Origin of the sequence: Acutalibacter sp. 1XD8-36 (assembly GCF_009917525.1) — a bacterium.
Classification (GTDB): domain Bacteria; phylum Bacillota; class Clostridia; order Oscillospirales; family Acutalibacteraceae; genus Acutalibacter.
The window spans coordinates 103283-121929 of the sequence record NZ_QZDU01000006.1 but is presented as its reverse complement, the minus strand read 5'-3'; the positions used below and the strand labels follow the sequence as shown (position 1 = coordinate 121929).

24 protein-coding genes and 1 tRNA gene are annotated in these 18647 nt (G+C 56.6%); 15 read left to right on the top strand and 10 right to left on the bottom strand.

The features are described from left to right. Nucleotides 1-101 precede the first annotated feature (101 nt). Nucleotides 102-749, top strand: a complete 648-nt coding sequence (gene trmB / locus D5270_RS11060; RefSeq protein ID WP_166544152.1) for a tRNA (guanosine(46)-N7)-methyltransferase TrmB — start codon at nt 102-104, stop codon at nt 747-749. Here the strand turns inward: trmB and tsaD are convergent. Next, nucleotides 746-1759, bottom strand: coding sequence for a tRNA (adenosine(37)-N6)-threonylcarbamoyltransferase complex transferase subunit TsaD (gene tsaD, locus D5270_RS11055; protein ID WP_166544151.1), 1014 nt, complete (start codon nt 1757-1759; stop codon nt 746-748). The two genes, trmB and tsaD, sit on opposite strands and share 4 nt — an antisense overlap. Beyond that, on the bottom strand, nt 1753-2616 hold the full coding sequence (gene rimI / locus D5270_RS16825) for a ribosomal protein S18-alanine N-acetyltransferase (RefSeq protein WP_243150322.1): 864 nt from the start codon (nt 2614-2616) through the stop codon (nt 1753-1755). Before rimI ends, tsaD begins: the two co-directional genes overlap by 7 nt. Nucleotides 2617-2728: 112 nt before the next feature. On the opposite strand from rimI, the gene D5270_RS11040 reads away from it, so the two are divergent. Beyond that, nucleotides 2729-3706 (top strand): asparaginase, encoded by a 978-nt coding sequence (locus D5270_RS11040; RefSeq protein ID WP_166544150.1) that lies wholly within the window; start codon nt 2729-2731, stop codon nt 3704-3706. 110 nt (nt 3707-3816) lie between these two features. On the opposite strand, the gene D5270_RS11035 is transcribed toward D5270_RS11040, so the two are convergent. Then, nucleotides 3817-3893, bottom strand: a tRNA-Ile gene (locus D5270_RS11035). A 137-nt stretch (nt 3894-4030) separates the two neighbouring features. Between D5270_RS11035 and D5270_RS11030 the strand changes: the two genes are divergently transcribed. The 6 genes from D5270_RS11030 to rplA all read left to right on the top strand — a co-directional run bounded on the left by D5270_RS11030 (nt 4031) and on the right by rplA (nt 7262). Further along, nucleotides 4031-4813: a DUF7674 family protein gene (locus D5270_RS11030; RefSeq protein ID WP_166544149.1), complete on the top strand. Its 783-nt coding sequence runs from the start codon at nt 4031-4033 to the stop codon at nt 4811-4813. Between the two features lie 154 nt (nt 4814-4967). Continuing rightward, nucleotides 4968-5117, top strand: coding sequence for a 50S ribosomal protein L33 (rpmG, locus tag D5270_RS11025; RefSeq protein ID WP_066539368.1), 150 nt, complete (start codon nt 4968-4970; stop codon nt 5115-5117). A gap of 12 nt (nt 5118-5129) precedes the next feature. Then, the gene (gene secE, locus D5270_RS11020; RefSeq protein ID WP_161472602.1) at nt 5130-5378 is read left to right on the top strand and encodes a preprotein translocase subunit SecE; all 249 of its coding nucleotides are present in this window, start codon (nt 5130-5132) and stop codon (nt 5376-5378) included. Between the two features lie 32 nt (nt 5379-5410). Continuing rightward, on the top strand, nt 5411-5932 hold the full coding sequence (gene nusG / locus D5270_RS11015) for a transcription termination/antitermination protein NusG (protein ID WP_166544148.1): 522 nt from the start codon (nt 5411-5413) through the stop codon (nt 5930-5932). Between the two features lie 193 nt (nt 5933-6125). Further along, a complete protein-coding gene (gene rplK, locus D5270_RS11010; protein WP_161472600.1) occupies nt 6126-6551 on the top strand; it encodes a 50S ribosomal protein L11 in 426 nt (141 codons plus the stop codon). Nucleotides 6552-6569: 18 nt separating this feature from the next. Further along, on the top strand, nt 6570-7262 hold the full coding sequence (gene rplA, locus D5270_RS11005; protein ID WP_161472599.1) for a 50S ribosomal protein L1: 693 nt from the start codon (nt 6570-6572) through the stop codon (nt 7260-7262). Nucleotides 7263-7435: 173 nt separating this feature from the next. Here the strand turns inward: rplA and D5270_RS11000 are convergent, their stop codons facing one another. Next, a complete protein-coding gene (locus tag D5270_RS11000) occupies nt 7436-7654 on the bottom strand; it encodes a helix-turn-helix domain-containing protein (protein WP_243150321.1) in 219 nt (72 codons plus the stop codon). A 137-nt stretch (nt 7655-7791) separates the two neighbouring features. On the opposite strand from D5270_RS11000, the gene D5270_RS10995 reads away from it, so the two are divergent. Next, entirely contained in the window at nt 7792-8130 is a 339-nt protein-coding gene (locus tag D5270_RS10995; RefSeq protein WP_166544146.1) for a helix-turn-helix domain-containing protein, read from the top strand. A gap of 32 nt (nt 8131-8162) precedes the next feature. Here the strand turns inward: D5270_RS10995 and D5270_RS10990 are convergent, their stop codons facing one another. Continuing rightward, nucleotides 8163-8405, bottom strand: coding sequence for a helix-turn-helix domain-containing protein (locus D5270_RS10990; protein ID WP_166544145.1), 243 nt, complete (start codon nt 8403-8405; stop codon nt 8163-8165). Between the two features lie 125 nt (nt 8406-8530). Here D5270_RS10990 and D5270_RS10985 point away from each other — a divergent pair, with 125 nt between their 5' ends. From D5270_RS10985 to D5270_RS10970, 4 genes are all read left to right on the top strand, one after another. Then, on the top strand, nt 8531-8869 hold the full coding sequence (locus D5270_RS10985) for a helix-turn-helix transcriptional regulator (RefSeq protein WP_166544144.1): 339 nt from the start codon (nt 8531-8533) through the stop codon (nt 8867-8869). A 78-nt stretch (nt 8870-8947) separates the two neighbouring features. Next, nucleotides 8948-10144, top strand: coding sequence for a DNA polymerase IV (dinB, locus tag D5270_RS10980; RefSeq protein ID WP_166544143.1), 1197 nt, complete (start codon nt 8948-8950; stop codon nt 10142-10144). Nucleotide 10145: 1 nt separating this feature from the next. Further along, nucleotides 10146-11444 (top strand): putative DNA modification/repair radical SAM protein, encoded by a 1299-nt coding sequence (locus tag D5270_RS10975; protein WP_166544209.1) that lies wholly within the window; start codon nt 10146-10148, stop codon nt 11442-11444. Next, nucleotides 11423-12178, top strand: a complete 756-nt coding sequence (locus D5270_RS10970) for a TIGR03915 family putative DNA repair protein (RefSeq protein ID WP_166544142.1) — start codon at nt 11423-11425, stop codon at nt 12176-12178. The genes D5270_RS10975 and D5270_RS10970 overlap by 22 nt, the downstream gene beginning before the upstream one ends. A 38-nt stretch (nt 12179-12216) precedes the next feature. On the opposite strand, the gene D5270_RS10965 is transcribed toward D5270_RS10970, so the two are convergent. Together D5270_RS10965 and D5270_RS10960 are read right to left on the bottom strand one after the other, a co-directional pair. After that, nucleotides 12217-13395, bottom strand: coding sequence for an AI-2E family transporter (locus D5270_RS10965; protein WP_166544141.1), 1179 nt, complete (start codon nt 13393-13395; stop codon nt 12217-12219). Nucleotides 13396-13418: 23 nt separating this feature from the next. Then, nucleotides 13419-13814 carry a zf-TFIIB domain-containing protein gene (locus tag D5270_RS10960; RefSeq protein ID WP_166544140.1) on the bottom strand — a complete coding sequence of 132 codons (396 nt, stop codon included), beginning with the start codon at nt 13812-13814 and terminating at the stop codon, nt 13419-13421. Between the two features lie 178 nt (nt 13815-13992). Between D5270_RS10960 and rbr the strand changes: the two genes are divergently transcribed. Then, a complete protein-coding gene (gene rbr / locus D5270_RS10955; RefSeq protein WP_161472590.1) occupies nt 13993-14532 on the top strand; it encodes a rubrerythrin in 540 nt (179 codons plus the stop codon). 44 nt (nt 14533-14576) lie between these two features. On the opposite strand, the gene D5270_RS10950 is transcribed toward rbr, so the two are convergent. Both D5270_RS10950 and D5270_RS10945 read right to left on the bottom strand, forming a co-directional pair. Beyond that, complete coding sequence (locus D5270_RS10950; RefSeq protein WP_166544139.1) at nt 14577-16106, bottom strand: serine hydrolase domain-containing protein; 1530 nt, start codon at nt 16104-16106, stop codon at nt 14577-14579. A gap of 24 nt (nt 16107-16130) precedes the next feature. Then, nucleotides 16131-16658: a GNAT family N-acetyltransferase gene (locus tag D5270_RS10945; protein WP_166544138.1), complete on the bottom strand. Its 528-nt coding sequence runs from the start codon at nt 16656-16658 to the stop codon at nt 16131-16133. Nucleotides 16659-16760: 102 nt separating this feature from the next. Here D5270_RS10945 and eno point away from each other — a divergent pair, with 102 nt between their 5' ends. Then, nucleotides 16761-17990, top strand: coding sequence for a phosphopyruvate hydratase (gene eno / locus D5270_RS10940; protein WP_442858604.1), 1230 nt, complete (start codon nt 16761-16763; stop codon nt 17988-17990). A 138-nt stretch (nt 17991-18128) separates the two neighbouring features. Here the strand turns inward: eno and D5270_RS10935 are convergent, their stop codons facing one another. Continuing rightward, entirely contained in the window at nt 18129-18647 is a 519-nt protein-coding gene (locus D5270_RS10935; protein ID WP_166544208.1) for a 2-oxoacid:acceptor oxidoreductase family protein, read from the bottom strand.

Below are 18647 nucleotides of genomic sequence, written 5' to 3'. Positions count from 1 at the left end.
ATTTGTTTAATCCTATTTTACACTATATGAAGGAAAGTTTCAAGTTGATTTTGTCAGCGGAGAATGATAAAATAGAGGGACAAAAGCTTTGGGAGGACAAAATGCGTATAAGAAAAAAAGCCTGGGCCAGGCCGGAGCTGGCTGCGTGCCCATACTATATTGAGAGCCCACAGGAGCTCAAAGGCTGCTGGCAGGAGCGTTTCGGGGAAAAAAGGCCGCTGTATCTGGACTTGGGCTGCGGGAAATGTGTATATCTTGCGGGGGAGGCGCTGGCCCAGCCACAGGTGAATTTTGTGGGCATAGATATAAGCTATGACATTTTAGGCGTGGGCCGCAGGAACATACAGGAGGCCTTCGGGGAGCGTGAGCCGGACAATCTGCTCCTGTGCTACTACAATATAGAGCGCCTGAATGAGCTCTTTGCCCCAAATGAGGTGGACAGGCTGATAATCAACTTCTGCAATCCCTGGCCCGCCGCCCACTGCCATAAGCGCCGCCTGACCCATACAAGGCAGCTGGAGAAGTATAAGCCTCTCTTATCAGAGGGCGGGGAGCTCTGGTTTAAGACCGACAACGACGACCTGTATCTTGCCACAAAGCGGTACTTAAATGAGGCTGGGTTTGAGGTGTATTTTGACACAAAGGACCTGCACTCGTTAAATGACCCGGGAAATATACTCACCGAGCACGAGGTGAAATTTACCGCCGAGGGTATCAGGACCAAGGCTCTCAGGGCAAGGAAGCCCTAGAGCCCTGCGCTGATATCCCTCTGGGGGAAGGCGTTAAGGCTCATGCCGGCAGTATGGCCCTTTAGGAACTCGTAATACCCCTGGGAGGCTATCATGGCGGCGTTGTCCCCGCAGTATTTCAGCTCCGGGAGGTACAGCGCCGCGCCGGTCTCACGGCTCAGGTTTTCCAGCTCCCTTCTCAGTAGCCGGTTGGCGGAGACGCCTCCGGCTGCCGCTATATGCCGGGCGCCGCGCTCCCTGACAGCCAGGGAAAAATGGTCCAGAAGGTAGTCCACCACGGCCCGGCGATAGCTGGCGCACAGGTCAGGGACGCTTATTTCCTCGCCTCTCTGCCGGGCGTTATGGAGGATATTCAGGGCGGCGGTCTTCAGGCCAGAGAAGCTGAAGTCGTACCTTGAGCCATCGACCCTGGGCCGGGGGAGGGAATACCTGCCGGGGTCGCCTCCCTCGGCTATCCTGTCCAGCTCCACCCCGCCGGGATAGGGGATACCCATGGCCCGGGCGGCCTTGTCAAAGGCCTCTCCTGCGGCGTCGTCACGGGTGCGGCCCACCACATTGAGTGTGTCGTAATCCTGTACATCCACTATATGGGAATGCCCGCCGGACACCACCAGGCACAAAAAGGCTGGCTGAAGCTTCGGGTGGCTGAGATAATTGGAGGCGATATGCCCCCGAAGATGGTGGACGGGCACCAGCGGCAGCCCCGCCGAGAGGGCCAGACCCTTGGCAAAATTCACCCCCACCAGAAGGGCCCCGATAAGCCCGGGGGCGTAGGTTACGGCTATAGCGGAGATATCGGCAAGCGTGACCTCTGCTTTGCTGAGGGCGCCGTTTACAACGGCGGTTATGGCCTCGCTATGCCTGCGGGAGGCTATCTCCGGCACCACGCCGCCGTATATCCTGTGCTCCTCTATCTGGCTTGCCACCACCGACGAGAGCACCCTGCGGCCGTCCTCAACCACTGCCGCGGCGGTCTCGTCGCAGGAGGTCTCTATTCCCAGTATCAGCATGGCATGTCCTCCTTTTGCTCAAAATCCAGAGTGTATATCAGCCCGTCCTCCCGGGGCTTCTCATAAAAATCCCGGCGCAGGCCGGCCCTTTTAAAGCCCAGGCTCTCGTAAAGGGCGATAGCCGGTGCGTTTGAGGGCCGCACCTCCAGGGAGATAAAGGAGCCCCCATGCTTTTGGGCGCAGCCTATGAGGTATGACATTATCTGCCGGGCAATGCCACGCCTTCTGTGGGATGGGGACACGGCGATATTGTCAATATAGAACTCCCCGGCGGCGTGGCGCATACCGCCGTAGCCAACGGTATGTCCGGACAGCTCCGCCGCGGCATACACGGCGCTGGGGTTTATCAGCTCCTCCCGGAAGGCCTGGAGGCTCCAGGGCAGGGAGAAGCAGGCGTTTTCTATTGCGGAAATCTCCTTTAGGTGCCGCTCCTCCATGGGGACTATCCGCGCGCAGCCAAGAGAGTCCCGAAGGCGGGAGAGCTCCCCGGCTATACGGTCCCGGCAGGCCCGGTACGTGTCCAGGTCACCGCCGAAGGGGTCGCCTATATCATGGGGCAGGTACAGCTTTTCCGGGGGCACTCCCGCGCCCTTGAGCACCTCCCCGTGGGCCCGGGTCATGGGGACAAAGAGCTCCCAGCTTGAGAGCTCCTCCCGGGTGAGCTGGCGGGAGCGGTGGCCGGAGATATCGGCCCCTACCTCCTCACAGCAGGCGACGGCCTGGGGTGAGGCCGGCTGCCCGGGGATGGCGGCAAGGCCCGCGCTGGAGCAGGTGTGCTCCGGTGCCAGGGCGCGGAACAGGCCCTCGGCCATAGGGCTGCGGCAGGTGTTGCCTGTGCAGACGAATAGTATCTTCATATTTGACCTCTTTCCATGGGGCTTTACATTTTACGGCTAATATAGTATACTTCTGCTTAGAGTATACTATATGAATCATAAAATTGCAACCTATAACATAGAGGTGGAGCCTATGAAAAAGATACTGCTTATTGCCACCGGCGGCACTATAGCCTCAAGGAAGACCCTCTCGGGGCTGGCCCCGGGGCTCTCTGCAGAGGAGCTGCTGGCGCAGGTGCCGGATGTGCGCAAATTCTGCCAGGTGGAGGTGGTGCAGCCGCTTAATCTGGACAGCACAAATATCTCTCCCGGGGACTGGCTGCTGCTGGGCGGGGTGATAGAGAGGAATTATGACAGCTTTGACGCCTTTGTTATCTGTCACGGCACCGATACCCTGGCCTATACCGCCGCCGCGCTCTCATACCTTGTGCAGAATACCAGCAAGCCGTTGGTGCTTACCGGCGCCCAGCGGCCCATAGACGCAGAGGACACTGACGCCAGGCAGAACCTGATGGACAGCTTCAGGTACGCCTGCAGCGGGGACAGCGGGGTCTGTATCGTGTTCGGCGGGCGGGTCATTGCGGGCACCAGGGCCAGGAAGACCCGCACAAAGAGCTATAACGCTTTTACAAGCATAAACTTCCCGGAGCTTGCAGAGCTCAGGGACCAGCGGGTGCTGCGGTTTATACCGTTCAGGGAGAGCGGCAGGCCGGTGTTTACAAGGGAGCTCTGCCAGAGGGTCGCGCTTATAAAGCTTATCCCCGGCCTGCCTGAGGGGGCCTTCAGCGCCATAGGGGACCGCTGCGACGGGCTTATTATAGAGAGCTACGGCGTGGGCGGCATACCGGACGTGTACCTCTCCGAGCTTGACAGGATACTGCAGGCGGGCAAAACGGTAGTTTTGGCTACCCAGGTGCCCCAGGAGGGCAGCGACCTGTCGGTGTACCAGGTGGGCCACAGGCTGAGGGAGCGGGCCGGACTGCTGGAGCCCTATGATATGACGCTGGAGTCCACGGTCACAAAGCTGATGTGGGTGCTGGGGAAGACGAGGGAGCCGGGGGAGGTCCGCAGGCTGTTTTATACGCCGGTTAATTTTGACTTGCTGTTTTAAGGGTCCCATTTTGGGCCCTACAGTGCTTAAAAAGATGCCGCCTACTCGCGGGCAAAAAATTCGCGCACCCACATTAGTGGGTGCGCGAATTGAGTCCAGCGTCACGCTGGTGGTGGACCATCAGGGACTCGAACCCCGGACCGACCGGTTATGAGCCGGTTGCTCTAACCAACTGAGCTAATGGTCCGTACCTGCCTGAATATTATAGCACATCCTGATGGAATTGGCAAGTGTTTTTTTGCGAAATTTCTTTCCCTTTCATTTGACAACCTAAACGGCCCATGTTATAATACAAAAATACACTGGTTTTGGAGTTGATATCACTTGGATTTTAACGCTTTTCAGCTTATAAGCACCGCCCTCTCCGGGGAACTCACCAAGCAGGGCTTTAGTGAGCCCGCGCCTATGGAGGACCCCCAGGGCCAGGCGGCTATATTCGCCGCGGAGGAAGTGGCGTACAGCCTGCTGTATGACCGCAGGCATAAAAGCTTCTTTCTGCGCTCCGCCAACCTCGACCCCGACGGCAAGCCCGGGGAATGGCGTACCCTCTCCACCTGGCTTTTTGACGAGCAGACCGGGGACCGCTCCGACGCGGAGAGCATTATAAACGACTTTCTGGAGATAATCCAGGGGCCAAAAAGGGTGCAGATGGTCCAGCAGCAGCGCAAGCGCTCCAAGGGCCGCGAGCGCACCGTGGACCCCATGTTCTTTGTAAACCGGCTCGTGCACATGTTCCCCGGCTCCAAGGACGCCCTCAACGAGGAGAAGATAGTCTACGGGCAGGTGCGGTATATTACATTTATAAAGGGGCACCTGCTGCCGGAAATCGAGTCGCTGTTAAAGAGCTACCCGGACAGCGAGCTGGTGGGGAAGCTTGCCGGGCTTCTGGACGACATGTACAAGAACGGCGACCTGGACCTGCGGTCCATAGTCACCTATGTGGTGATAGACGGCCTGACAAAGGAGAGCTATGAGGTGCTTTATGAGCGCCTTGGGGACGAGCTGAAGAAGTCCGCGAAGCCCGCCCGCAGGCTCATAGGCAAGAACATCAGGCCAGAGAAAAAGAAGAAGCAGCGGGGCAAGAAGGTAGAGGCCCGGCTAAGCTAAGTCTTGTGCTTTTTAGGGTTGACAAACACTTTAAGAGGTGCTATACTGAATATACCTCTGAGCAGGGGCTTTTGTTTTTGCGCCCGCTTTTGAGGGAGGCAAAGCGCCGGGCACACCGGCGCATACCAAATAAAACTATGGAGGTGCCGATAAAATGCGAGTTAAGATTGTGCTGGCCTGCACAGAGTGCAAGCAGAGGAACTATCTCACAAAGAAGAACAAGAAGAACGACCCTGACAGGCTGGAAATGAACAAGTACTGCCGGTTCTGCCGGAAGCATACCCTGCACAGGGAGACAAAGTGAGGAGCGGGACGGATGGCAGAGACTAAGAAGACCGAAACTAAGCAGAACCCCAAGTCCATAGCCGCCTTCGGGCGCAAGGTCGCGAAGTTCGTGAAGGACTGCAGGGGCGAGGTTAAGAAGATAGTATGGCCCACACCCAAGGCCACGTTTAAAAATACCGGCGTCGTGCTGGCGACGATAATTGTCCTGGGGCTGTTCGTATTCCTGCTGGACACGGCGTTCATGAACCTTTTGGGGCTTGTGATGAATGTTGCAGCATAAAGTTTCACTAAAAATTTCCGGGAGGGGAGCCCATGGCGGAGGAAGCAAAATGGTATGTGGTGCATACCTATTCGGGTTATGAGAACAAGGTGGCATCCAACCTGAAGACAACGGTTGAGAACCGCCAGATGGAGGACCTGATACAGGAGATACGCGTGCCCACGGAGATGGTCACGGAGATAACCGACGACGGACGGCGCAAGGAAGTTGAGCGCAAGGTGTTCCCCGGGTACGTGATAGTGAAGATGGTGATGACCGACGAGAGCTGGTATGCGGTGCGGAACATCCGGGGCTGCACCGGCTTTGTCGGGCCGTCCAGCAAGCCTGTCCCGCTTACAGACCAGGAGGTTGCAAATCTTGGGATAGAAAAACACCAGATAGAGGTCAGCTACAAGGTCGGAGACACTGTGAGCATAACCGAGGGCCCTCTGGAGGGCTTCATCGGTGTGGTGGAGGACCTGGAGCCGGAGAAGAACATGGTGCGCGTAACAGTGTCCATGTTTGGACGGGACACCCCTGTGGAGCTGGAGCTGGACCAGGCGGAGCTGATGTAAGGCTTAAACTAAAGTTAATCAGCCTTATTCAAAGTAAGTTCGGATTGCGACCGCTTTTAATCTGCAATTAAGATAAAGATAAGCAAACAGCAGTAAAAGGTTTTTATAAAGAAAACCTTTACACAAGTGGGAGGTATCAGTAAATATTGTATGCTGACACCGCTTGCACCACAATATTGGAGGTAATTAGACAATGGCACAAAAGGTAACGGGCTTTATTAAGCTCCAAATCCCCGCCGGAAAAGCCACTCCGGCCCCCCCTGTGGGCCCTGCTCTGGGCCAGCACGGCGTGAACATCATGGCATTTACCAAGGAGTTCAACGAGCGCACAAAGAATGACGTGGGCATGATAATCCCCGTAGTCATCACCGTGTATGCCGACCGCTCCTTCACCTTCATCACCAAGACTCCCCCCGCGGCAGTGCTCATAAAGAAGGCCGCAGGCATTGAGACCGCCTCGGGCGAGCCCAACAAGAAGAAGGTCGCTAAGATTACAAAAGAGCAGGTCCAGAAGATAGCCGAGACCAAGATGCCCGACTTGAACGCCGGGTCTCTTGAGGCCGCTATGAGCATGATAGCCGGAACCGCCCGCAGCATGGGCGTTGAAGTTGTAGACTAAGGGAAGGGGGAAGCGGAAATGAAACATGGTAAGAAGTATAGAGAGAGCGCAAAGCTCATTGACCGTCAGAAGCTGTATGACACCGCAGAGGCCCTGGACCTTTGTGTGAAGACCGGCACCACCAAGTTTGATGAGACTGTCGAGCTCCATGTAAAGCTGGGCGTTGACGGACGCCACGCCGACCAGCAGGTGCGCGGAGCCGTGGTACTGCCCAACGGCACCGGCAAGAACGTGCGCGTTTTAGCCATCTGCAAGGGCGACAATATTGAGGCTGCCCAGGCCGCCGGCGCTGACTTTGTGGGCGCCGAGGAGATGGTACAGAAGATTCAGTCCGAGGGCTGGATGGATTTTGACGTGGTGGTCACCTCCCCCGACATGATGGGTCTTGTTGGCCGTCTCGGCAGGGTGCTCGGCCCCCGCGGCCTGATGCCCAACCCCAAGGCAGGCACTGTGACCCCCGATATCGCCAAGGCTGTGCAGGACGCCAAGGCCGGTAAGATTGAGTACCGCCTGGACAAGACCAACATCATCCACTGCCCCATCGGCAAGGTGAGCTTCGGTGCTGAAAAGCTCACGGAGAACTTTGACGCGCTGATGGACGCCATTGTAAAGGCTAAGCCCGCCGCTGCCAAGGGCCAGTATGTGCGCAGCTGCACTGTGGCTGCTACCATGGGGCCTGGCGTGAAAATCAATCCTGCCAAATTTGTCTGATTTTGCTTGAGTTTTGGGATGGGGTATCGCGTATTATAGTGTAGATACCAATCCAATATGTTTAATAGCTGCAACAAAAGAAATCCCTCTGGACTAACCGTCCGGGGGATTTTTTGTTTATGTGCAGAGCTTATCTGCCGTTGCTCCATGGCTCTCAGGTCAGGTAGACTTTCCTACCGTATCTCCTGCTCCAGCCTGTCGAAAATAGGCCCTGAAAAGAATTCAGCAAGGCTTATATCCAAGCCGTCACAGAGTTTTTTGATAACGTCAATATGAAGGTGGCGGCGACGCTCATCCATCATACTGTATACAGTTGACGGTGTAACACCAGACATAGTTGCTAACTCATTATACTTGATACCCCTCTCGGCGCATATTTGCACAAATCTCATAACTACAGCGTCCTTAACATACAAAAAAATCACCTCAAGGACAGTGTATCCAGACTGACGCACATGAGTATACGAGCTTGCGTAATTAAAAGATGTGTGCTATAATGGTCTTACAATCTGAAATAAGGGGTGTCAATATGTCTGACTATAAAAACTTCCTGAGTGAAAACCTCCGCAAGCTCCGCCTGGCCTGCGGCTACACCCAGGACGATGTCGCGACAGTGCTCGGTCTGTCCCGCCCCGCCTATACCTACTATGAGACCGGCAAAACCTGCCCGGACCTTGAGGCCATCACCAAGCTGGCCAAGATGTTTGGGGTTACATTGGACCAGCTTATTATTCAGGAGGAGCAGCCTTTGGTGGAACACACCTGCGACCGGGTGAGGCGCCGCCCCTCCACTGACCCCCAGACCATTGGAGAGCTTACCAATGAGGAGAAGCAGCTTATCGCCTGGCTGCGCAGTGTGAAAAAATGACCCGCCCCCATCCGGGGGCTTTTTTATTTTATTTATCGTATCTCCTGCTCCAGCCGGTCGAACTCCTCTGTTGAGAAAAACTCACCCAGGGTTATATCCAGCCCGTCGCATAGCTTCTTAATAGTTGACACAGTTGTGGTGTTGTTTTTCCTGTTGATGATGTTGTTCACCGTAGACTGTGTAACCCCGCTCATATTGCACAGCTTATTCACCGATATCCCCCTCTGCTGGCACAGGGCCAGAATTCTGTTGGTTATTACCTCTTTAAGTTCCACTTCTATCACCTCTCCTCTGCAAATTGAGGATAAAAGAAATGGGTTGACAAAGCTAACCCTAAAGGGTTAAAATAACCATAAAGAGTTAAAATTATACTTTTAACCGGCAGAATTGAGGTGAAAATATGCTTGACTACCGCCTATACCTTCGGACGAATCTGCGTAGCCTCCGTCTTGCCTGCGGCTATACCCAGCGGGACGTGGCGGCGGCTCTCGGCGTTGTGCGCTCCACCTACGCCTATTATGAGACCGGCAAGAGCCAGCCGGATGTGGAGACCCTGGTAAAGCTCTCCAGGATGTTTGGCGTGACCCTGGACCAACTTGTCCTGCCGGGAGCACAGCCAGCCGTTGACCCACACCGTTTCCGTGTAAAGCACCATCCCTCAGAGGACCCACGGACCATCGGCGACCTCACCGAGAGGGAGAAGGTGCTTATCGCATGCCTGCGCAGCCGTGGGCTGTAATTTTTTCCCTCCGTAAAAAAATACTTGACATATGCGAACGCACGTTCTATAATATAGTCAGGTAAAGGAGGCGGCCCCATGGAGAACGGTATTTTACACGTGGACATGAACAATTTCTATGCCTCGGTTGAGACGCTGTATGCCCCGGAATACAGGGACGTGCCCATGGCTGTGGCTGGGGATAAGGAGAGCAGGCACGGGATAATACTGGCTAAGAACATGCTGGCAAAAAAGAGCGGCGTACAGACAGCGGAACCCATCTGGCAGGCCATGCGCAAGTGCCCGGGGCTGCAGCTCGTGCCGCCCCACCATGAGCGCTACACAATGTTCTCGGCTATGGCGAAGAAAATATACTGTGACTATACAGACCGCGTGGAGGCCTTCAGCCTGGACGAGTGCTGGCTGGACGTGTACGGCAGCGAAAAGCTCTTTGGCTCCGGCAGGGAGATAGCCGAGCAGATACGCGCCCGGGTGAAAAGCGAGCTGGGCCTTACGGTATCTGTGGGGGTATCCTATAATAAGGTTTTCGCCAAGCTTGGCAGCGACTACAGGAAGCCCGACGCCGTCACGGAGTTCGGCCATGCTGAGATGGAGAGCATTATCTGGAAGCTTCCCGCCGGGGAGCTCCTGCTGGTGGGCCCCACCACCCAGGCGGCCCTGAAAAAGTACGGTATCTATACCATTGGGGACATTGCGAAGATGGAGTTCACCGTAATGCGCCAGCTGATGGGCCGCACCGGTGAGACCCTCTGGCTCTACGCCAACGGCCTGGACGATACCCCGGTGCAGAATGTAGATGCCCACGAGGACCCCAAGTCCATCGGCAGCAGCACTACCCTGCCAAGGGATATCACCTCCGAAAGCGAGGTGCGCGAGACCCTTTCCAGCCTCTCCGAGACCGTGGCCACCCGCCTGCGCAGGAATGGGCTCAGGGCAGGGGAGGTGCAGATAACCATACGCAATAACCAGTTCCAGGAGGTACAGCGGCAAAGGCAGCTTTTAACGGCGGTCTGTGACTCCAGGTCCATATACGAGGCCGCCTGGGAATTATACTGCCGGGAGAGCAGGCGCTGGGCCATACGTCTGCTGGGTGTGCGTGCAGGAAGGCTTGTGCCAGAGGGGGAGAGCCAGGTGAGCTTCTTCGAGGACTCCGAAGGATTAAGGCGCCGGGAGCAGCTTGAGAGCGTGGTGGACCGCGTTCGGGAAAAATACGGCGCCGCAAGCATTAACCGGGCTTTCGCGGTAAGGCCACGCAAGGAGGACGAGTATGAGTGAGCTGGATATCTTTAAGAAGCTGGAGATACTGACGGACGCGGCGAAATACGACGTAGCCTGTACCTCCAGCGGGGTGGACCGCCCGGGCATGGAGGGGAAGCTTGGCACCGCTGCCAAGGCCGGGATATGCCATAGCTTCGCCGCCGACGGCAGGTGTATCTCCCTTCTGAAGGTGCTAATGAGCAACGACTGCGCATTCGACTGCACCTACTGCGTCAACCGCCGCTCCACCGACTGCAGGCGCGCCAGCTTTACCCCACGGGAGCTCTGTGAGCTCACCATGCAGTTTTACCGCCGGAACTACATCGAGGGACTGTTCCTGTCCTCGGCGGTGGCAAAAAACCCGGACTACACCTGCGAACTAATGCTCTCGGCAGTTAAAATGCTCCGGGACGACTGCGGCTTTTGGGGATATGTGCACATTAAGGCCATCCCCGGGGCCAGCCCGCGGCTTACAGAGCAGCTGGGGCGCTATGCCGACAGGATGAGCGTAAACATCGAGCTGCCCTCCCAGCAGAGCCTGAAGCTACTGGCCCCCCAAAAGTCCAAGGAGAAGATACTCACCCCCATGGCCCAGATTCGTGACGGCATTGCCCAAAACAGCCGGGAGATAGTGAAGTATAAGGCCGCGCCCAGGTTTGTTCCGGCGGGGCAGTCCACCCAGATGATAATCGGCGCCAGCCCTGAGAGCGACCGGCAGATACTGAACCTCACCGAGGGCCTGTACAAAAAGTACAGCCTCAAGCGCGTCTTCTTCTCTGCATATATGCCTGTGGTCTCGGACAGGGCGCTCCCGGCTATAGACACCCCGCCTCCGCTCCTTCGGGAGCACCGGCTCTATCAGGCCGACTGGCTCCTCAGATTTTACGGCTTCACCGCCGGGGAGATTCTTGACGAGGAGCACCCGGACTTTAACCCCCTTCTTGACCCAAAATGCAACTGGGCAGTAAACCACATGGAGCATTTCCCTGTGGAGATAAACACCGCCCCCTATGAAATGCTCCTGCGCGTCCCGGGCATTGGTGTAAAGTCAGCCATGCGCATACGCTCCGCCCGGCGGCAGTGCAGGTTGGATTTTGACGGCCTTAAAAAGCTGGGTGTAGTCCTGAAGCGTGCCAGGTACTTTATAGTATGCAGCGGCAAGAGCGCCTCCCCGCTGCCCACTGACAACCCTGCGGTCATAGCCGGGGCCATAAGCGAGCGCGGGCTGGGCCAGCGGAAGGTGGACCCGCCCGAGCAGTTATCATTCTTCGCGCCGGTTAGAGAGGATGGTGTAAAATGTCTGACGGGGCAAATATAGTCTACCGCTACGACGGCACGTACCAGGGCTTTCTCTGCTGCGTGGCCCAGTGCTTTTTTGACAAGAAACTGCCCCAGGGCGTCCAGCTTCTGGACGAACCCCAGGGCACCCTGTTCGGTATAAAGGCTGTGGACACAGACGAAAGGCTTGCCGCCCGGGTGGAGCGCTCACTAAGCGTGAGGATTTCCCCCCTCGCCCAGGACATGGTGCGAAAGGGCTTCCTGTGCTGCATGGAGGATAAGGAGCTCCGGCTGATTCGCTTCATTCTCAAGGGCTACCGCAACGGCGCCAGGGTCACGAAGCTGAGCGTTGACCCGGACGTGCACGCCATTGATAAAGCCCTGCTCTACCTTAAAAACGAGGCCCACTACCACGTGGAGTTCATGCGCTTTGCGGACTGCGGGGGATTTCTCGCGTCTATGATAACCCCCAACAATATGGTGCTGCCCCTGGTAGCCCCGCACTTCTGTGAGCGTTTTAACACCGAGAACCTTGTTATATTTGACAAGACCCACGGCATGGGCTTCGTCTACCAGTCGGCGGGCCGCAAGCGGGAGTTCTTCCAGGCGGACAGCCTTGACCTGCCCGAGCCCTCGGAGGAGGAGACCCACTTCCAGGAGCTATGGCGGCTGTTCTACGACACCATCGCCGTTGAGGGGCGCATTAACCCAGCCCTTCGCCGGGGAAATATGCCTATGAGGTATTGGCAGAACATGACGGAGTTTCAGAGGTAATACTGACTGCTTTCTGTTTATTAAGTGGGGCAAAGCTCCTAGTATTCCCCCCGCTCCAGCTTCGGCCTGCGCAGCCGCTTATAAACCTGCTCCCTGAACAGCCGGTAAACCACCGCTGTCAGGGGCGTGCCTATCCAGATACCCGGTATCCCCAGGACTCCCCCCCAGAAGGTCACCGCAAATATCGTCCAAATCGGCGGGAGCCCGATAGACGACCCCACGACTCTCGGGTAAATCAGGTTCCCCTCAAGCTGCTGGAGTATCACTAAAAACACCACAAATATCAAAGCGTCCAGCGGGTGCACCAGGAGCAGTATAAACGCCCCGACCCCGGCGCCGATATAGGCCCCGAGAATAGGTATCAGCGCCCCAAGGGCCACCACCGAGGATATGAGCAGGGCGTAGTCCAGCCGCAGTATGCTCATGCCGATATAGCACAGCACCCCCAGTATTACGCACTCGGTAAGCTGGCCCTGGATAAACGAGAAGAACACCTGGTTTGAGAGCCTTGCCACCCTTGCGATAACAGTGGAGGCCCGCTTGGGCAGAAACGCCCTGAGCGCGTCCTTTGTGCCACGGATAAGCTTCTCCTTCCCGGAGAGCATGTATACCGAGAAGATAAAGCCCATTATCATGGCGAACACGCCGGAGGCCAGATTTGCCGTCACGTTAAAGAGCTGGGAAAGTATTTCCGTGGTGAATTTGGTCGCGTCGCCCAGCATGTTGAGAAGGGAGCTCCAGTTAAAGTCTTTTAAAAACTCCTGTACAAATGTCAGGTCGTGCTCCCGGGCCATATCGTTGGCCCAGGCCATGACCTGGTTTGCGTATATGGGCAGGTTATGCTGGATGGTGACGGTCAGCACGCTCATTGAATCCACCAGGCTGGGGATTATAAAGCAGACAATAAACACCACCAGAAGTATCACCACAAGATACGCCAGCGTCACCGACACAGGACGCCGCAGCTTATCCCATATATTTGACTTGGTTTTTTCAAAGGGCTTAAAAGCTATATCCTCAAAAAAGTGCACGAATACGTTCAGTATATAGGCAATCACCAGCCCCCCAAGCACAGGGGAGAGGGTGTTCCCGAGAGTCCTCAGGGCCCCCCAGACCTGGTCGAAGCGCAGCACAGCCATAGCCAGGAGCGCCGCCAGAATCAGCAGAATACTGCCCACTTTCAGCCAGTCACGGCTTTTTTCATCCCTAAAATACATCCTCTTACTATCCTCCTAACTCCTCAGGTCTTCGTGCGGAACACGTTATGGCACTTCTGGCAGGTGACCTCTATCTTCCCCCTGCCCCTGGGCGCACGCAGCTCCTGGCGGCAGCTGGGGCATTTGAAGTATTTATACTCTTTGCGCTGGGAAAAGCGCTGCTTTTTTTTGCGCAGCCAGTTTTCGGCAGGAGTCCAAAACCGCAGGAAGGCGGCGTACTCTCTCTGACGGGCGGGTATGTTCCGGGAAAAGGTGCGGAACAGAGCCCAGATATAGAGTGCGTCTGCCAGCAGGGTGATGGGCCAGAACAGCAGGCTGCCTATAAGGGACAGCAGAAGCCCCGCGACCAAGATGGCAATGCTCAGCTTATCTGTGCCGTAGCGGCCGTAGAGAAAGCGCTGCAAGCGTTCATACCACATAAAAACACGACCTCACTTGTTTTTTATTTTTAGTATACTCCCTCTATCGCGGTTTTTCAACACCTCCCGGGGGCTTCATGATAATTTTACAATTATTTTCCTGGACGCATGGACTTTTGCCCGGAATCTGGCTATAATATTGGCTATAGACATTATATTTTACTGGAGGTACAAAACCATGCCGGAACTCAAGGGAAGCAAGACCGAGGCCAACCTGCTCACCGCCTTTGCCGGGGAGAGCCAGGCCAGGAACAAGTACACCTATTTTGCCAGCAAAGCCAAGAAGGACGGCTATCAGCAGATAGCCGAGATATTCCAGGAGACCGCCGACAATGAGAAGGAGCACGCCAAGATGTGGTTTAAGCTCTTAAACGGCGGCATCGGCACTACCGAGGAAAACCTCAAGGCCGCCGCCGAGGGGGAGCACTACGAGTGGACCGACATGTATGCGGAGTTTGCCAAAACCGCCAAGGAGGAGGGCTTCGACCAGATAGCGGCGCTCTTTGAGGGCGTTGCGAAGATTGAGAAGGAGCACGAGGAGCGCTACCGCAAGCTCTTAAAGAACATTGAGGACAAGCTGGTATTCTCCAAGGACGGCGACGCCATCTGGCAGTGCATGAACTGCGGCCATATCTGTGTGGGCAGCAAGGCCCCGGAGGTCTGCCCAGTGTGCGCCCATCCGCAGTCCTACTTCCGTGTAAAACCCGAGAATTATTAAAACCTAAGGCCGGGCTGTGTTTATCACCAGCCCGGCCCTTATTTTTAGTCGTTTACTTCCCAGTACATCCTGGTCTTGGTGTTTATCTCTCCCTCAGAAAGCTCAAAGCGGAGCTCTGAGCTTTGCACATCCCCAAGGCTTATAGCCTCCGGCAGGGTCGGCGTTCCGGTCACTGTAAGCTCACTGCCGCTGAACTTAAAGAGGAACCTCTTGCCCATTACCACCTTGGTATTCACCAGGTGTACCTCAAGCGTGTCGTGGGCCCGCCAGCTTGAGTTGGCCCCAAAGGGCACGCCGTGGACTAAGCTTGTGACGAAATGCCCCTCCATACCCAGGTCCAGGGTATACTCCCCTCTGTCCTCTTTGCACAGAAGCTGAGCCCTGGTGCCCTCAAACTTAAATGTGACGCTCTCCAGGGAGCCGCCCTCCGGGGCGAAGCAACCCGGGCCGCCAACTATGTCCCGGAGCCCAGGCACATGGCCCTTTGGCACATACACCGCGCCGTTTAGGGACGCCTCAGCGCCGGGGTTATGCACGCCAAGCATGGTGTTGAGCTCCAGCCTCTCCAGGCGCTTCTCCAGCATATGATGAGCCCTATGGTCCTCTGCCAGCGGCTCATCCCGCATTTCGGGCAACAGCTTCTCCCAGACGGCGGTGAGCACCGCCTGAAGCTTCATTGAGGAGGAGTGTATCACCAGCACAGCGTCCTGCTTTGTCATAACAACGCCGTACTGCCCGTAGGCGCCGTCCCCGCGGAACACGCCGTCGGGGGCGCAGCGCCAGAACTGGAAGCAGTACCCCGCCTGCCAGTCCGGGTCGCCGCCCCAGCCGGCCCCGGCGTTCTCAATCTGCTTTGAGGTGGCAAGGTCAAACCACTCCGGGTTCAATAGCTGATTGCCCTCCCAGCTGCCCTTATTGGCTATAAACTGCACAAAGCGGGCCATCTCCTCAATGGTGACGGACATGCCGGCGCCGCCCATCTCCACGCCGTCGGGCATTTTAACACAGTGTATCTCACCCATGCCCAGGGGCTCAAAGAGGCGGGGCTTCAAGAACTCGGTCATGTCAAGGCCGGTCTTTCTCTTTAAAATGGCGCAGAGCATATTGGTGCCGGCGGTATTGTACAGGAAGTGGGTCCCCGGCTCATAGACAAAGGGGTGGTGGAGGAACAGCTCTACCCAGTCGCTGCTGCCGCCAGAGGCCCATTCTATTTCCGTCTTATGCCCGCAGCCCATCATAAGAAGGTGCCTCACCTGGCATTTTTTTAGGTTCTCCCCGGGCTCCTCAGGGGCCTTGTCCGGGAAGATGTCAATAAGCCGCTCGTCCAGGGAAATAATGCCCTCCTGCACGGCAAAGCCTATGGCGGTGCTTGTAAAGCTCTTGCTGAAGGAGAACAGGATGTGCTGGGTCTCTGGCGCGTAGGGGGCCCAGGAGCCCTCGGCGCAGACCTTCCCGTGGCGCAGGAGCTTGAAGGAGTGCATTTCAATGCCCTCGCGGTAAAGCTGGTCCAGCATGTCCAGAATTGCGCCGGAGGGTATGCCAACAGATTCCGGCGTGACTCTTTGGAAGTTCATAAGTATTACCTCTTTTCTTTATTTTTATATGTGAAGCTTACCATAAATATATGTGTCCTTCCAGATGGGCCGGCCGTTCTCGTCCGTCCAGAAGTAGACATTCTGCCGCAGGTATCCCTCCCGCTGGAAGCCCAGGGCCTCCAGCAGCCGCCAGGAGTTTTCATTCTCCGGGTCGCACTCGGCATATACCCGGTGCACGCCCTCCCCGAAGGCCTTTTCAAGCACCGCCCGGCAGCTCTCGGAGGCATAGCCCTTCCCCCAGTACTCCCGGTTAAAGACAAAGCCCAGCTCCATGGACTGGAACTCCCGCCTGCCAAGGTACACATTGCCTATGAGCCCGCAGCCGTCCCGGAGCTCCACGGCTATCATCTCATTGGAGGCTATGCGCCTTTGCAGCTCCTCACCGGTCTCCTCCCGGCTCATGGGACGATAGGGCTCGTAGCGGACTGTCTCAGGGTCTGACAGGTACCGGTACAGGCCCTCAAGGTCGCTGTTTTTATAGCGCCTTAAAATAAGCCGTTCAGTCTCTATATGAAATTCCTTCTGTGCCATAGAGCACCTCCATTCGGTTTTCTGTTTTTAGTTTACCATGGTTTATTTTGCCTTGCAATGTGCAATACTGAAAATAGGAAAAATTTTTTTGGAAGGTGAGATATTATGGTAAAAATACAGAAGGTCTACGGCTGCGAGATACTTGACTCCCGCGGCAACCCCACTGTCAGCGCCACGGTGCAGCTCACCGACGGCACCATGGGCACCGCCGCCTCACCCTCCGGGGCCTCCACAGGCAAGTTCGAGGCAGTGGAGCTCCGGGACGGCGACGACAGGCGCTATGGGGGGAAGGGGGTCCTGAAGGCTGTCAGGAATGTAAACGAAATAATCTCCCCGGCCCTGGAGAAGCTCCACAGCCTCACGGTCCGGGACGTGGATGCCCTTCTCCAGAAGCTGGACGGCACGCCGAACAAGGCGCACCTTGGGGCCAACGCCACTTTAGCCGTGTCACTGGCCTGCGCCCGGGCAATCGCCGCCCACTACCGTATGCCGCTCTACCGCTTTTTAGGTGGCGCCGCAGCATATAAGCTGCCGGTGCCCATGATGAATATTCTCAACGGCGGCGCCCATGCCGGGAACAATATCGACATCCAGGAGTTTATGATAGTCCCCACCGGCGCGGAGAGCTTTAGGGAGGGCCTGCGCTGGTGCAGCGAGATATACCATGTGCTGGGCTCCCAGCTGAAGGCCCGCGGGCTCTCCACCGGCGTTGGGGACGAGGGCGGCTTCGCCCCGGACCTTGGCAGCGACGAGGAGGCTATAGAGGAGATTCTGGCAGCCGTGGAGAAGGCGGGCTACTCCGGGCGGGTGCATATAGCCCTGGATGCGGCGGGAAGCGAATGGGCCACAGAGGGCGGATACCACCTGCCAAAGCGCGGGAAGAATATGGACGCCGAGGACCTGATTGAATACTGGACAAACCTTGTGGGCAAGTACCCAATCATCTCTATAGAGGACCCCCTGGGCGAGGAGGATTTCCCCGCGTGGACTGCACTGACAGAGCGTATCGGCAGCCGTGTGCAGCTGGTGGGGGACGACCTGTTTGTGACGAATATCGACCGCCTGCAGCAGGGAATAGACCAGAGCGCGGGCAACGCCATACTCATTAAGCCAAACCAGATAGGCACCCTCACAGAGACCATGCTCGCCATAGACCTGGCCCGCAGGAGCGGCTATAACACCATCATCTCCCACCGCTCCGGGGAGACTGAGGACACCTTTATAGCCGATTTAGCCGTGGCGGTAAACGCCGGGCAGATAAAAACCGGCGCGCCCTGCCGGACAGAGCGGGTGGCCAAGTATAACCGCCTGCTGAGGATAGAGGAATGCTAATGGGGTCAAGGGGAGCGTGCTTCCCTTGCAGGGTGTGGGACGGCGTCCCACGGTCTTGCGACTGAGCGACAGCGAAAAAGCCCAATAATAAAACAAAAAATACCCGCTTCTGCAAAGAAGCGGGTAAATACTTACCTATTACTGCCGAGCCCCCAAAGCCACAGCCCTACGGTTCAGCTCCAGCATAGCGGCCTTCCTCTGGGGTATACACTTCTGCATGGCCTCGTCCAGCACCTCGTCCGTACAGAAGCCCAGCTCATGGAAAAGCTTCCCCACAAGTATCATATTCGAGAGCCCTGTAAGCCCGTTCTCCTCCGCCAGCCTTGAGGATGGCACCCGGTAAACGGTAATATCCCCGCGGGATATCTCTCGGTCAATAAGGGAGCTGTCCAGTATCACCGTCCCGCCCGGCTCCACTCCGTCGATAAAGCGCTCCAGAGAGGGGAGGTTCATGGCTATAAGATAGTTCGGCGCGGTGATAAGGGGCGAGCCGATGGGCTCGTCGGAAATACAGACGCTGCAGTTTGCCGTGCCCCCGCGCATTTCAGGGCCGTAGGAGGGCAGCCAGGAAATTTCCTTGCCCTTTATAAGCCCGGCGTAGGCCGCTACCTTCCCGGCAAAGAGCACGCCCTGGCCCCCGAAGCCCGCGAACACCAT